The sequence below is a fragment of the Micromonospora sp. CA-246542 genome (assembly GCF_050942905.1).
Taxonomy (GTDB): domain Bacteria; phylum Actinomycetota; class Actinomycetes; order Mycobacteriales; family Micromonosporaceae; genus Micromonospora.
In genome coordinates this window covers 1,267,449-1,281,057 of record NZ_CP192040.1, presented here as the reverse complement: position 1 = coordinate 1,281,057, position 13,609 = coordinate 1,267,449, and the positions used below count along the sequence as shown (strand labels likewise).

The following is a 13,609-nucleotide window of genomic DNA, read 5'->3' as shown; positions in this document are numbered from 1 at the left end:
TGGAGGCAACACGCTACTCGGAGCGATCGACGCACACCAGAGCCGATCGGCCCGGCGCGAAGCGCTCGCCGTCGGCCGCTGCCGCTGACCGGGAGGTGGGCCGACAGCCGACCGGAGGGGCATGGCAATCCTCACAATCCGCCAGTTTGTCGCACGCGGTTGCGCCACAGTTTCAGACATGTAAATGTGTCGTTGAGCGTGGGAGCGCTCCCGCACCACCCCACCACAGCCGGCGCCCAGCTTGCGCCGAGTCAAGGAGCGTCATGAAGCGTCACCTTCGAGCCCTGGCCGCCGCCGGGCTGTTGCTCACCAGTTCCCTCGTGGCCGTGGCCCTCGGGGGCAGCGCCTCCGCCGACACCCTGATCTGCGAGCAGTACGGCTCCACCGTGATCCAGGGCCGCTACGTGGTGCAGAACAACCGGTGGGGCACGACCGCCCAGCAGTGCATCAACGCCACCAGCAACGGCTTCGAGATCACCACGCTGAACGGCAGCAGCCCCACCAACGGCGCGCCCACGGCGTACCCCTCGATCTTCTTCGGCTGTCACTACACCAACTGCTCCCCCGGCACGAACCTGCCGATCCAGGTGTCGCAGATCAGCAGCGCCACCAGCAGCATCAGTTACCGGTACGTGAGCGGCGCGACCTACAACGCCTCGTACGACATCTGGCTGGACCCGTCGCCCAAGCGGGACGGCGTGAACCAGATGGAGATCATGATCTGGCTCAACCGCCAGGGCCCGATCCAGCCCATCGGCTCGGTGGTCGGCACGACGAACCTGGCCGGCCGCACCTGGGAGGTCTGGCGGGGCAGCAACGGCTCCAACAACGTCATCTCGTACGTCGCGTCGTCGGCCGTCTCCAGCCTGAACTTCAGCGTCATGGACTTCATCAACGACACCCGCAACCGGGGCGCGATCACTAACTCCTGGTACCTGACGAGCATCCAGGCCGGCTTCGAGCCGTGGCAGGGCGGCGTCGGGCTCGCGGTGACCTCGTTCTCGGCCAACGTCAACGGCGGCGGCAACCCCACCAACCCGCCGCCGACCACCCCGCCGCCGGGCGGCACCTCGGGATGCGCGGTCAAGTACACGGCCAACTCGTGGAACAACGGCTTCACCGCCGACGTGCTGATCACCAACACCGGCTCCAGCGCGATCAACGGCTGGACGCTGAATTACAACCTGCCCGGCGGGCAGACGGTCACCAACGCCTGGAACGCGACGGTCAGCCAGAGCGGCTCCGCGGTGACCGCCCGGAACGTGAGCCACAACGGATCGATCGCCCCCGGCGGCACGGCCAGCTTCGGCTACCAGGGGACGCTGAACGGGTCGTACTCGTCCCCGAGCAGCTTCTCGCTGAACGGCAGGAGCTGCACGCGCAACTGAGTCGACGGCACAGCGGCGGGGCGCGACCGAGCGGTCGCGCCCCGTCCCCATTACGGGTGAAAGAATCACGCTTAACTATGCATTAATATTATCTCGGTAGCTTTCCGAGGATGTCGGCTTTAGCGTCATTTAGGCACGATATCCCTTCGTCGATCGTGGTCTTCCTGATCGCCATCCCGTTGTCCCTGGGCATCGCCGCCGCCTCCGGAGCACCGCTGCTGGCCGGGCTGATCGCCGCCGTCGTGGGCGGGGTGGTCGCCGGCGCGCTCAGCGGAGCGCCGCTTCAAGTCAGCGGACCAGCGGCCGGGCTCACCGTGATCGTCGCGGGCACCATCGCCGAGTTCGGTTTCGCCGGCACCGCCGCGATCGTGACCGTCGCCGGGCTGCTGCAGATCGTGCTGGGCATCACCCGCCTCGGGCGGGCCGCGCTCGCGCTGTCGCCGACGGTCGTACACGGAATGCTGGCCGGCATCGGCCTGGTCATCGCGTTGAGCCAGGTGCACGTCGCGCTCGGCGGCGCACCCCAGAGCTCCGCGTGGGCGAACCTGCGTGACCTGCCCGGCCAGGTCGCCGACCACCACAGCGTGTCCGTTCTGCTCGGTGCGCTGACCATCGGGCTGTTGCTGGTCTGGTCACGCCTGGTCAAGACCACCCTGCTGCCGGCGACCCTGGTGGCGGTGGTGGTCACCACCGTGCTGGCGACGGTCCTCGGCGCCGACGTGGATCGGGTGAATCTGCCCGCCAACCCCTTGAGCGCGCTCGCCCTCCCCCGCTGGCCCGACTCGCCGCCGTGGGAGGTCCTGCCGGCAGTCGTCACCATCGCCCTGGTGGCGAGCGTGGAATCTCTTCTCTCGGCGGTGGCCGTCGACCGCATGCACCACGGCCCACGCGCGAACCTCGATCGGGAGCTCATCGCCCAGGGCGCCGCGAACGCCGTGTCCGGAACGCTCGGCGGCCTCCCGGTGACCGGCGTCATCGTGCGCAGCTCGGCCAACGTCGCCGCCGGGGCACGCACCCGCGCGTCGACCATCCTGCACGGCGTCTGGATCGCCGGGTTCGTACTGGCCGGCTCCGTGCTGCTGGAGATGATCCCGATGGCCGCCCTCGCCGCCGTTCTCGTGGTGGTCGGCCTGCGGCTGGTGAGCCTCGCCCAGATCCGTACGTACGCCCGGCACCGGGAGCTGCCGATCTACGTGGTCACCGCGGTCGGCGTGGCCGCGACGGACCTGCTGATCGGGGTCGGGCTGGGCATGGCGACGGCGGCGCTGTTCATGTTGTGGCGGTTGGCCCGCTGCGACATCCACGTCACCGAGCCGGAGCCCGGCGCCTGGCACGTCTCGATCACCGGAACGCTCGCCTTCGTCGCCTGCGGACGGCTCACCCGCCGACTCGCTGCCCTGCCCCCGGGGCAGCGAGTCGAAGTCGAGCTGCACCTGGACTATCTCGACCACGGCGCCTACGAGACCATCCGCGACTGGCAGGCGTCTTACCCGCGGTCCGGTGGCAGCGCGCAGGTCAGCGAGGTGCACGGCTCGTGGCTCCATCGGGCGGACACCGACGGGCTCGGCACCGGCAAACGCACCGCCCTGTGCGTGACCCCTCCGGCTCCGGAAGGTCGGGGCATCCCCGCGCCGGGGACACCCCGACCGCCCGGAAGCCGGCGGGTCAGACCCGGGTGAGGCGTACGGCGTCGGCGATGACCAGGCCCGTCGCGTTGCTCCACCGGCTCACCGCCACCCGGTTGGCGTCCCCGGCCGGCAGGGTGAACGTGCCGAGGACGCGCCACTGCCCGCCGGTCGCGCGCTGGTCGACGTAGACCGTGCGGTTGCCGGTGGTGGTGGCGACGATGTACGGGGTGGCGCTGTTGTAGCCGCTGTTCGTCGGCCACCACGCGTCCACCCGGTAGTTGCCGGTCGCCGGGACGTTGAACCGGTACCAGGCCGGGTCGCTGGCCGCGACGGGATCGGCGTAGCGGTAGTCGGCGCCGTACCGCTGGGTGGAGAACGTCGACACGCCCCAGTTGGCGCTCGCGGTGAAGCGCCCGGAGGTCGTGTTGTCCACGATCGACGACCAGGCCGTGCTGCCGCCGGCCATCTTCGCGGCGACGTCGGCGCGCATCACGTTCAGGTCGATGAAGGACGGGTCGATCTTGCCGGTGGTGCTGGTCTCCCGGTGACCGCGGGCGTAGCTGCTGTCCCGACCCAGCCGGGTGAGCACGGCGGCCGTGGCGGCGATCGACGCGTTGTACTGCGCGGTCGTCATCTGCTGGTCGACGCCGTTGTAGTCGATCTCCCACCCGATCATCAGGGTGTTGCCGTCGCCCGCGGGGATGGGCCCGCTGCCGCCGCTGACCCCGGCGTGGTTGCAGCGGCCGGCGGAGATCACGTGGAAGACCCCGTTGTAGTCGACGAGGGCCTGGCAGAGCGGGCCGGCCAGGTCGGGGCGGCCGTTGATGCAGATGCCCAGCGCCGGGTGCGGGTTGCTGGCGCTGGAGGTCGAGGCCGTGTGGTGCCAGAGCACCCCGATCGGGTCGAAGGAGCCGGGCCGCATCCGGTTGAGCCAGTCGCCCTCGACGACGACCTGGACCCCGGCGGCGCGCAGCACGTCCACCAGCCATCCAATGGTGGCCATCAGGACTCTCCGAGCAGGTCGGCGAGGCACTCGGGAGCCTTTGGCGCGGCACTCGCCGGGGTGGGCCGGACCACGACGGTCAGGGCGGCGGCCACCAGGGCGGGGATGCCGAGCACCCCACGGCGGCGCAGACGGATGGACGGTGATCGGGCCATGGCGATCCTCCAGCTGAGGCGGGTGGGGAAGGGATCGACGGACGTGATGACGGCACGCTATACCGTCACCTGCGTCGATGTCGATACCCTTCACCTGCCACCCGAGGCCTGAAGGAATTCGCCGCCTCAGGCGTCGCCGAGCGCGTCGATGTCGCGCATCTCCTCCGCCGTCAGCGAGAAGTGGAAGACGTCGAAGTTGGCGGTGATCCGCTCCGGAGTCACCGACTTGGGGATCACCACGATCTCGTGGTCGATGTGCCAGCGCAGCACCACCTGCGCCGGGGAGACGCCATGCGCCGCCGCGATCCTGGTCAGCACCGGATCGCTGAGATCGCTGGTCTTGAACGGGCTGTACCCCTCCAGCACGACGCCCCGGTCCCGGTGCTCGGCGTGCCGCTGCCGGTCGTACAGCGCGGGACTCCACCGGATCTGGTTGACCGCCGGATTCTCCTCGGTCGACTGGATCAACTCGTCGATCTCGCTCGTGCTGTAGTTGCTGACCCCGACGGCCCGGGTCAGGTTCTCGTCCCGGGCAGCCAGCAACTCCCGCCACAGCGGGATGCTGTCCGCCGCCGACGACGGCGGCCAGTGGATCAACCAGAGGTCCACCTGGTCGACGCCGAGCGCCTCGAGGCTGGCCTCCAGGGTCTCGCGCTCCCGGCCGACCCGGTCCGGCGGCAGCTTCGTGGTGAGGAAGATGTCCTCCCGACGCAGCCCGCTCTCCCGGACCGCCCGACCCACCTCCCGCTCGTTGCCGTACACGGTGGCGGTGTCGAGGTGCCGGTAGCCGGTGTCGAGCGCGGCCAGCACGGCGTCGTAGCCCGCCTGGCCGGTGGCCTGCCAGGTGCCGAAGCCGAGCAGGGGCATTCGCACGTCACCCGGAAGCAGGGCGGTGGGCTGGTCGCGGAGGTCCATGGAGTCCGTTCTACCCCGCCTCATGCCCGGCCGCCGAGCGAATCGGACACTCCGGCGGCCAGCGCAAGGGCCCGTTCTGCCGGAGAATGCGGGTGTGACGGACCGGCTGGACGAGTACCGACGCCGGCGCGACGCGGCCCGCACGCCGGAGCCCGTGCCGCGGGCGACGCCCCGGCCGGCCGGTGACGACGGCGACCGGGCCCGCTTCGTCATCCAGCAGCACCACGCCCGCAGCCTGCACTGGGACCTGCGGTTGGAGCACGGGGGCGTGCTCGCGTCCTGGGCGGTGCCGCGCGGCCTGCCCCGCGACCCGGGCCGCAACCACCTCGCCGTCCATACCGAGGACCACCCGATGGAGTACCTCGACTTCGCCGGCGAGATCCCGGCCGGCGAGTACGGGGGCGGCCGGATGATCATCCACGACCGGGGCACGTACCGCTGCGAGAAGTGGCGCGACGACGAGGTCATCGTGACGCTCTCCGGCGCGCGCACCGAGGGCCGGTACGCGCTGTTCGCCACCGGCGGTCGGGACTGGATGATCCGCCGCACCGATCCCGCGCCGCCGGGCTGGACGCCGATGCCCGAGCTGGTCCGCCCGATGCACGCCACGCCCGCCGCCGGGCTGCCGCGCGACGCCGGCGAATGGGGGTACGAGCTGCGTTGGGACGGGGTCCGCGCGGTGGCGTACGTCTCCGGCGGGCGGTTACGGCTGCTCTCCGAGACCGACGAGGAGATCACCGGCGGGTACCCGTGGCTGCGCGCGATGGCCGAGGCCCTGGCGCCGACCGAGGCGGTGCTCGACGGCGTGCTGGTGCGCATCGACGGCTCGGGCCGGGTGCGTCCGGCACGCCCGACCAGCGGGGGCCGGGTGCCGGCCGGCGCGCAGTTCCTTCTTGTCGACCTGCTGTGGTTGGAGGGCGTGAGCAGCGTCGACGTCCCGTACGCGCAACGCCGCGAACTGCTCGATGGGCTGGCGTTGGCCGGTACGCACTGGCAGACTCCGCCGTGGTTCTCCGGTGCCGGCGACGAGGCCCTGCGCACCGGGCGGGAGCAAGGGCTGCCCGGTGTCGTCGCCAAGCGGCTCGACTCGGTCTACGAGCCGGGGGTACGCAGTCGGCGCTGGCTGAGTGTCGACGCGGCCTGACGGCGAGGAGCGACGTGTACCTGACCCACCTGGACTGCCCGCGCTGCGGCCTCGAGTACGCCGCCGACGAGGTGCAGAACCTCTGCGACTGCGGTTCGCCGCTGCTGGCCCGGTACGACCTGCCGGCGGTCGCGAAGGCGGTCACCCCGGAGCGCTTTCCGCTGCGCCCGGCCGACCTGTGGCGCTACCGGGAGCTGCTGCCGGTCGCCGACCCCCGGCACGTCACCACGCTCGGCGAGGGCTGGACGCCGCTGCTGCGCGCTCCCTCGTACGGCGCCGAGATCGGCATCGCGGACCTGATGGTCAAGGACGAGGGGCTGATCCCCACCGGCTCGTTCAAGGCGCGGGGCGCGGCGGTCGGCGTGAGCCGGGCCCGCGAGCTGGGCGTCAAGCGGATCGCGATGCCCACCAACGGCAACGCCGGGTCGGCCTGGGCGACGTACGCGGCGCGCGCCGGAATGGGCGCCACGATCGTCATGCCGCTGGCGGCGCCGACCATCTGCCGGCGCGAGTGCGTGGCCGCCGGCGCCGATCTGCGGCTGGTGGACGGGCTGATCAGCGACGCGGGCCGACGGGTGGCCGAGCTGGTCGCCGAGTCGGACGGTGCGGTCTTCGACGCCGGCACGCTGCGCGAGCCCTACCGGCTCGAGGGCAAGAAGACGATGGGGTACGAGATCGTCGAGCAGCTCGGCTGGCAGGCGCCGGACGTGGTCATCTATCCGACGGGTGGCGGGGTCGGCCTCATCGGCATCCACAAGGCGCTGCACGAGATGCGCGAGTTGGGCTGGGTCGGCGACAAGCTGCCCCGGCTCGTGGCGGTGCAGTCGACCGGCTGCGCGCCGATCGTGCGGGCCTTCGCCGCCGGTGAGTCCCGGGCCCGCCCGTGGGAGGACGCGCACACGGTGGCGTTCGGCATCACCGTCCCGTCGCCGCTGGGTGACGAGCTGATCCTGGCGGCGTTGCGGGCGTCCGCCGGCACCGCCGTCGCCGTCGACGACGCCGAGATCCTGACCGACCTGCGGGACTTCGCGGCCCGGGAGGGGCTGCTGCTCTGCCCGGAGGGCGCGGCCTGCCTGACGGCGGCACGCCAGCTACGCGCCGGTGGCTGGATCCGGGCCGGGGAACGGGTGGTGGTGCTCAACACCGGCGCGGGCCTGAAGTATCCGGAGACGATCGACGTCTCCGGCGTACCCGTGCTGGCCTGAGCCGGCATCCCGCGTGGCGCGGGATGCCGGCGTGCCGCGCCTACCGGTAGGCGATGTCGGACGGCGAGTAGAGGCAGTTGACGCCGTCGGCGCCCTCGCCGATCTTGGTCGGTTCGCTGCCCTTGGGTACGCCCTTGTACTTGACGCAGATCGAGGTCTCCCGGTCCGGGTCGCCGACGATGGTGACGCGGCTGAAGCGGGCGGTGTCGCCCCAGTTGGTGTTGATGCCGGCGATCGTGTCGGTGTCGCGGACGACCACGTTGTCGATCACCACGTGCCGCTGGTACGAGGTGGAGCAGTTGCCGCAGGCGCGGTAGAGCTTCCCGGCGTTCTCCACTTGGAAGTTCCTGATGTGGACCGTGCCCGGGCCGTTGTGCTGGAAGACCTTGTCGCTGGCGGACCGCGCGCCGCCGCCGTCGACCGTGTACGTGGTGCCGCCCCGGAAGGTGGCCGCGTCCTCGCCCACGTCCTCCCACCAGACGTTGACCAGGGTGCAGTCGCCCTCGCAGTGCACGCCGTCACCGGCCGGCGTGCCGATGATCACGTTGCGCAGGGTGGCACCGGCGGCCAGCTCGAACATCGGGTCCTGGCTCTCGCTCTGCCCACCGTCGCCGATGCCGTAGTAGCGCCTCAGCCCTCCGTCGAAGGTGCCGGACACCGGGATCGTCGCGTCCACCTTCTGGCTGCTGGTCGGCGTCGGCCACCCGGAGGGTGGCGGGGCGGTCGGGCTCGACGTCGTGGGCGGCGTGCTGGTGGCCGGCGGTGTGGTCGGGGTGCCGCCGCCGGAGGAGTCGACGACCACGTCGTCGAAGCCGCCGCTGGCGTACGCGGTGACCAGGCCGATCCGCCCGGCGCCGGCCAGGCTGTTGCTGCCGGAGGCGATCTGCGCGCCGTTGACGAAGCCCCGGATGGTGCTGCCGTTGACCTCGACGCGCAGGGTGTACCAGGTGCCGGTGGTGACGCCGAGCGGGGCCGAGCCGATCGCCGTGACGCTGCTGCCGTTGACGGCCTGGAGTTCGGCCCGGCCGGAGCCGAGCAGGGCGAGGCGATACATCCTGGTGCTGCTGGTGGAGCGGGCGGCGAGCCCGACCAGGGCGCTGGACGAGCCGAAGCTCCCCGGCCGGACGCGGGCCTGCACGGCGTAGTCGGTCCACCCGGTGTCGCCGGCGAACTGCCGGGCCAGTTCGCTGCCCGCGTTGGACTGCTGGAACACCCCCGCGCCGTCGACCGCCCAGGTGCCACCGGACTTGGACCAGCCGGAGGCGTCGCCGTCGCTGAAGGTGTCGGTGAAGATGGTGGCCGCGAAGGCCGAGGTCATGCTGGCGGCGAGGGCCGCCACGGTCACGCCGGCGCACACCGCCAGCACCAGTGGTCGTCGTCTCCTGTGCACGGTTGTCCTCCTTGACGCGGGTGGTGGTGATCCCGGGACGCGGACACGCGGAGACGTGCCGGCACGGCGCGCTGACGCGAGAGCGGGATCGGTGTGCCCCGTCGGACGCCCGGATCCGACAGCGGGGTGAAGCGGGATGAAAGCCGTGGGAAAGGGCTTTCCCGTCTCTCCGAGGCTAGGACTACGCACATATCAGCGTCAATGCCTGACGCTTGCAGGTCTGTTGCAGGATTTCGGCGCCGGAATCAGAAGCTGTTCGGCTCGGTCAGCCGCCAGGCCGCGTTGATCAGCCCGATGTGGGAGAGCGCCTGCGGCATGTTGCCGAGCTGCGCCCCGGTGGTCAGGTCGATCTGCTCGCTGAACAGGCCCACGTCGTTGGAGCGACCCACCACGCGCTCGAACAATTCCTCGGCCCGCCGCGGCTCACCCGCCATCGCCAGACACTCCACCAGCCAGAACGAACACAGCAGGAAGCCGGCCGGGTCGGTCGTCCAGCGCCGGACGAGGCCGTCCTCCGTGCCCAACTCACGCTCCACCATGGCGATGGTCGAGCGCATCCGGGGATCGGTCGCCGGCAGGAAGTGCGCCACCGGCAGGGCGAGCACCGAGGCGTCCAGCTCGGCCGAGCCGAACGAGCCGGTGAACGCGCCGATCCGGTCGTTCCAGCCTTCGCGCAGCACCGTCTCACGGATCTCGTCGCGGATGCCGATCCAACGGCGTGGGTCGGCCCGCTCACCGAGCCGGTCGGCGAGCCCCACCGCCCGATCCATGGCCAACCAGCAGGAGACCTTCGAGGAGAGGTAGTGCCGCTCGTCGTCCCGGGTCTCCCAGATGCCCCGGTCCGGCAGGTGCCAGGTCGCGGCCACCTGCTCGGTCAGGCCGAGGACCATCTCCCGCAGCTCCGACTCGAACGTCGTGCCGAGGTAGTCGCGCAGCCGCCACACCGCCGACAGCACCTCACCCGGCACGTCGAGCTGCCGCTGCTTCCAGGCGTCGTTGCCGACGCGCACCGGGCGACTGTCGTGGTATCCGCGCAGGTGGGTGCAGTGGTGCTCGGAGATGTCACGCTCGCCCTCCAACCCGAAGAGCACCGGCACCGGCTCGTCGCCGAACTGACCGATCGAGCGGGCCGCCCAGGCGAACAGCCGCGACGCCTCGTCCGGACAGGCGGCCACCCAGAGCGCCCGCATCGTCAGCGAGAAGTCCCGCAACCAGGAGTACCGGTAGTCGTAGTTGCGGTCACCGCCGATCTGCTCCGGCAACGAGCTGGTCAACGCCGCCGCCACCGCGCCACTGCGGGTGTACGTGAGGCCGGTCAGCACGGTCGCGCTGTGCCGCACCAGCTCCGGGTACCGGCCCGAGTACGTGTGCGTGTCCCGGAACGCCTCCCAGGCCCGGGTCGTGTCGGCGAGGGCGGCCAGCGGGTCCATCTGGACCGGTGGTTTGCCGTACGCCTGCCCGAACGCCACGTCGAACCCCACCACCTGACCGGAGGAGACCTCGAACTCGTGGGTCACCCGGTCCCGGCTCGCCCGCAGCGGCATCCCCCCGGCCCGCAGCACCAGCACCACCGGGCCGGCATCGGCCACCACCGCGCCGTCGGGCTGCTCGTGCAGGTACGGCGTGAGCAGGCCGTACTCCGGGCGGGGGGCGAAGTCCAGCGCCATCCGTACCCGCCCGGACAGGCCCTCGACCACGCGGACGAGTACGGCGGGCGAGTTCACACCCAACTCGTGCGCGCGGGCCCCGGGCTCGGCGGCGAGCGCGTCCGTCACCGACACGCTGCCGTGCGGCGTGTGGTGCACCGTCCGCAGGATGAGCGTGTCCGGCCGGTAGGCGCGCTCGACCCGGTAACCAGGGCCACCGGCGTCGGCCGGCGCCAACCGGAAGTGCCCACCGTCCGGGTCGAGCAGCCGACCGAAGACGGAGGCACCGTCGAACCGGTGCGGACACCACCAGTCGATCGAGCCGTCGACACCGACCAGCGCTCCGGAACGGGAGTCCGAGAGGAACCCGTAGTCGGAGATCGGCGGCTGCGTCACCAGCCGCGCGTACCCGGATCGGCCCGATTCAGGCCAACGCCGTCACGCGGTCGGCGGTTCGTCCTCGCCGGCCTCCTCGGCCCGGTCCGCCTCCTCCTTGGTGTGGTGCACCGCCTGGTCGGCGTGCTCCGGAGGGCCGTAGACGGTGTAGAGCACGAGCGGATTCGGACCGGTGTTGACGAAGTTGTGCTTCGTGCCGGACGGGACGACGACCAGGTCACCCGCGACGACCTCCCGCTTCTCGCCGGCGACCCGGGCCTCGCCCGTCCCGCTGACGAACGTCAGGATCTGGTCGATGCCCTCGTGCACCTCCTCACCGATCTCCCCGCCCGGCGGAATCGTCATGATCACCAACTGGGTGTGCTCGCCAGTCCACAGCACCCGCCGGAAGTCCGGGCTCTTCTCGGCGACGGTCGCGATCGTGAAATGCTCCATGGCCCGCTCATACCCCGTTCGGTCACGCGTCACGCCGGGACTGACAGATGGTGGAATTCCCCACGGTCGGCAGGTTTGGATCCGCGCCGACCGGGGATCGACAACGCTGACCGGCGCGAACGGCCGGTCGAGCCAGGTCCCCGCTGGCGTACCGCCGAACGGCTGCGGTGGTGGGAGACGGCCAGAGCGCGGCGACGTTGCGACCACGAACGCAGCGGCGCCGCGCGCTCGTTCCCGTACGTCTCAGGTGTCGCGGTGCAGCCAGGCGAGCAGGTCGGGCGGGGTCAGCGCCCGCGCCCGCCGCTCGTAGCGGGCCAGCGCGGCCGAGTCGAGCAGGTCACGCCCCTGCCCCGAGCCGCCGCGACGGAAGAAGGCCTGGCGGTTCCGCAACACGCCGAGCGTGTCCGGGGCGAGTTGGTCGGCGCGCTCGCGCATCCGGTCGAACGTGGCCGCCTCGACCAACGCGGGCCACCGTCCGGCGGGCACCTCGACACCCCAGCGGTCGGCCAGCAGTCGCATCTGTGTGCCCAGGTCGGCGCGGAGGTCGTCGTAGTGCACCAGCGCGACGTTCGGCTCGTGCCGGCGGGCCCAGGCGTCGCGCAGGTGCCAGAACACCCCGGGCAGCGAGTCCAGCTCGACGCGCGGGTCGACCTCGTGGTCGACCCAGCTCGCCAGCCACTGCCCGAGCGATGGACGGTCACGCGGCGGTCCCGCCGGCGCGGGTTGGCCGGTCAGCTCCGCGACTCGGTTCCGGTCCAGGTTTCCCGCCTGGTGGTAGAGGGAGACGGCCATGTCCAGTGGATGCCGCGCCACCACCACGTAGTGCGCCCGGGGATCGAGCGGTACCCCGTCCAGCGGGGTGTGCGTCTTGATGAACCGGCGGTGCGGCTGCGCGGCCAACCGCTCGTACACCACGTCCCGCGGCTCGCCCAACCAGTCCAGCCAGGGCGACAACTCGGACAGCGGCGCCGGCAGCTCCGGAGTGCCCAGCACCAGCAGCGCGCAGATCATCTGCATCCAGGTGGTGCCGCTCTTGGAGCGGGTGCTGATCACGATGTCGCCATCGCGGAATCCGAAGCCGACCCAGCGGGCGCTGTCCTCGTCGGTGGAGCGGTAACGGTACGGCGACGCGGACATCGGGCGATCGTAGTCGCCGAACCGACAGCCAGACAGCGGATTTTCGGTACCAGAAAGTGTGGAGGCATGCGAATGCCTGACTAGATTGAAGTATGGTGCCCGCCCACGGGGGCCGGGCAGTGGCGCCGGTCTACCGCCCCATCCTCGCCAGCCGCCGACGCGGCGAGCTGGAAGCCCTGACCCACCTCGATCCCGCGGCCGCCCCACTGGTCGCGCCGATCCTGGAGGTCGACGCCGTCGACCGTTCCACGAGGGACGGCCTGCGCCGACTACCGGTCGGCCTGCTGCCGGCCGTCGACGTGACCGCACAGCCCGACTCGGTCGACACCGAGCTGATCCGGTGGGGCGTACCGCTGATGCCCGTCATCGCCCTCGCGGAGAGTGAGCGGCGGCTCGTCGCGCACGGCGCGGCAGCCCGGGCGTACGCCCGGCGGGCGCTGGTCCGGGTGCGGGCCGCGCACGACCGGGCGGGCCCGGACGCGGACACGACCGCCGTCGAGCGGATCTGGCGGTACACCGGCCTCGCGCCGGAGGAGTGCGACCTGCTGGTGGACGCGGGTGACGTCTGCTGTCCGGCGGACGTACGGGTGGCGGAGCCCCGGATTCGGCGGCTGCTGGACTGGGCCCGTCGCCACGCCTGGCGCTCGGCGACGGTGGCGGCGGGCGGCATGCCGCCGACGCTGTCCCGGCTGCCCACCGACGAGCCGGTCCGGCTGGAACGCTGGGACTGGCAGCTCTGGCAGCGGCTGGCCGACGTCGGAGTCGACTACGGCGACTACGGCGTCGGTTCGGCGCTGCCCGACTCGGGAGACCCCGGCGACCGGCTACCCACCGTGCGGTACACCGCCGACGACGGCTGGTGGGTCTACCGCTGGTCGCGCCGGGGCGGCCGGGGCGACGACCGCTTCGCCGACCTGTGCCGAACGCTGGTGACGGCACCGCACTGGTCGGGCGTCGGCGCGGCGTTCTCCTGGGGCGACCACGAGCTGCTCCGCCGCGCACGGCGAGGAGCCGGGGCCGGCTCCGCCGCCAACTGGACGGCGTGGAGCACGTCGCACCATCTGGCGCACGTGCTCGCCGCACTGCTGCGACCCGACGACCCCCACCGGTCGGGTTGGGACTCCCGGCCGGGGCCACCGCAGCGTGGGCGACCGCCCCGGTGAGAGC

Annotated in this window: 12 protein-coding genes; 5 read left to right on the top strand and 7 right to left on the bottom strand. The window is 71.7% G+C overall.

All coding sequences use genetic code 11. The features are described from left to right. Positions 1-263: 263 nt before the first annotated feature. Together ACQP0N_RS06095 and ACQP0N_RS06090 are read left to right on the top strand one after the other, a co-directional pair. Complete coding sequence (locus tag ACQP0N_RS06095; protein ID WP_433118264.1) at positions 264-1,388, top strand: GH12 family glycosyl hydrolase domain-containing protein; 1,125 nt, start codon at positions 264-266, stop codon at positions 1,386-1,388. A 155-nt stretch (positions 1,389-1,543) separates the two neighbouring features. Further along, positions 1,544-3,067, top strand: a complete 1,524-nt coding sequence (locus tag ACQP0N_RS06090) for a SulP family inorganic anion transporter (protein WP_433118262.1) — start codon at positions 1,544-1,546, stop codon at positions 3,065-3,067. Here the strand turns inward: ACQP0N_RS06090 and ACQP0N_RS06085 are convergent. The 3 genes from ACQP0N_RS06085 to ACQP0N_RS06075 all read right to left on the bottom strand — a co-directional run bounded on the left by ACQP0N_RS06085 (position 3,054) and on the right by ACQP0N_RS06075 (position 5,089). Then, a complete protein-coding gene (locus ACQP0N_RS06085; RefSeq protein WP_433118260.1) occupies positions 3,054-4,019 on the bottom strand; it encodes an N-acetylmuramoyl-L-alanine amidase in 966 nt (321 codons plus the stop codon). The genes ACQP0N_RS06090 and ACQP0N_RS06085 overlap by 14 nt on opposite strands. Beyond that, entirely contained in the window at positions 4,019-4,174 is a 156-nt protein-coding gene (locus tag ACQP0N_RS06080) for a hypothetical protein (RefSeq protein ID WP_433118258.1), read from the bottom strand. Before ACQP0N_RS06080 ends, ACQP0N_RS06085 begins: the two co-directional genes overlap by 1 nt. A gap of 126 nt (positions 4,175-4,300) precedes the next feature. Next, positions 4,301-5,089, bottom strand: coding sequence for an aldo/keto reductase (locus ACQP0N_RS06075; RefSeq protein ID WP_433118256.1), 789 nt, complete (start codon positions 5,087-5,089; stop codon positions 4,301-4,303). A 94-nt stretch (positions 5,090-5,183) separates the two neighbouring features. Between ACQP0N_RS06075 and ACQP0N_RS06070 the strand changes: the two genes are divergently transcribed. Continuing rightward, positions 5,184-6,233, top strand: coding sequence for a DNA polymerase ligase N-terminal domain-containing protein (locus ACQP0N_RS06070; RefSeq protein ID WP_433118254.1), 1,050 nt, complete (start codon positions 5,184-5,186; stop codon positions 6,231-6,233). A 14-nt stretch (positions 6,234-6,247) separates the two neighbouring features. Further along, entirely contained in the window at positions 6,248-7,438 is a 1,191-nt protein-coding gene (locus tag ACQP0N_RS06065; RefSeq protein WP_433118252.1) for a threonine synthase, read from the top strand. A gap of 40 nt (positions 7,439-7,478) precedes the next feature. Here the strand turns inward: ACQP0N_RS06065 and ACQP0N_RS06060 are convergent, their stop codons facing one another. The 4 genes from ACQP0N_RS06060 to ACQP0N_RS06045 all read right to left on the bottom strand — a co-directional run bounded on the left by ACQP0N_RS06060 (position 7,479) and on the right by ACQP0N_RS06045 (position 12,442). Beyond that, positions 7,479-8,828: a pectate lyase gene (locus tag ACQP0N_RS06060; protein WP_433118251.1), complete on the bottom strand. Its 1,350-nt coding sequence runs from the start codon at positions 8,826-8,828 to the stop codon at positions 7,479-7,481. A gap of 245 nt (positions 8,829-9,073) precedes the next feature. Further along, on the bottom strand, positions 9,074-10,870 hold the full coding sequence (locus tag ACQP0N_RS06055; RefSeq protein WP_433118249.1) for a glycoside hydrolase family 15 protein: 1,797 nt from the start codon (positions 10,868-10,870) through the stop codon (positions 9,074-9,076). A gap of 42 nt (positions 10,871-10,912) precedes the next feature. After that, the gene (locus ACQP0N_RS06050) at positions 10,913-11,305 is read right to left on the bottom strand and encodes a cupin domain-containing protein (protein WP_355051904.1); all 393 of its coding nucleotides are present in this window, start codon (positions 11,303-11,305) and stop codon (positions 10,913-10,915) included. Between the two features lie 243 nt (positions 11,306-11,548). Beyond that, entirely contained in the window at positions 11,549-12,442 is an 894-nt protein-coding gene (locus tag ACQP0N_RS06045; RefSeq protein ID WP_433118246.1) for a sulfotransferase domain-containing protein, read from the bottom strand. Positions 12,443-12,534: 92 nt separating this feature from the next. Between ACQP0N_RS06045 and ACQP0N_RS06040 the strand changes: the two genes are divergently transcribed. After that, the gene (locus tag ACQP0N_RS06040; RefSeq protein ID WP_433118245.1) at positions 12,535-13,605 is read left to right on the top strand and encodes a beta family protein; all 1,071 of its coding nucleotides are present in this window, start codon (positions 12,535-12,537) and stop codon (positions 13,603-13,605) included. The last annotated feature ends 4 nt before the right edge of the window (positions 13,606-13,609 follow it).

What these genes read in the sequence shown, in the direction of transcription:
- ACQP0N_RS06095 (WP_433118264.1), top strand. Translation starts at nt 264, where the DNA reads ATGAAGCGTCACCTTCGAGCCCTGGCCGCCGCCGGGCTGTTGCTCACC.
- ACQP0N_RS06085 (WP_433118260.1), bottom strand. Translation starts at nt 4,019, where the DNA reads ATGGCCACCATTGGATGGCTGGTGGACGTGCTGCGCGCCGCCGGGGTC.
- ACQP0N_RS06080 (WP_433118258.1), bottom strand. Translation starts at nt 4,174, where the DNA reads ATGGCCCGATCACCGTCCATCCGTCTGCGCCGCCGTGGGGTGCTCGGC.
- ACQP0N_RS06075 (WP_433118256.1), bottom strand. Translation starts at nt 5,089, where the DNA reads ATGGACCTCCGCGACCAGCCCACCGCCCTGCTTCCGGGTGACGTGCGA.
- ACQP0N_RS06050 (WP_355051904.1), bottom strand. Translation starts at nt 11,305, where the DNA reads ATGGAGCATTTCACGATCGCGACCGTCGCCGAGAAGAGCCCGGACTTC.
- ACQP0N_RS06045 (WP_433118246.1), bottom strand. Translation starts at nt 12,442, where the DNA reads ATGTCCGCGTCGCCGTACCGTTACCGCTCCACCGACGAGGACAGCGCC.
- ACQP0N_RS06040 (WP_433118245.1), top strand. Translation starts at nt 12,535, where the DNA reads ATGGTGCCCGCCCACGGGGGCCGGGCAGTGGCGCCGGTCTACCGCCCC.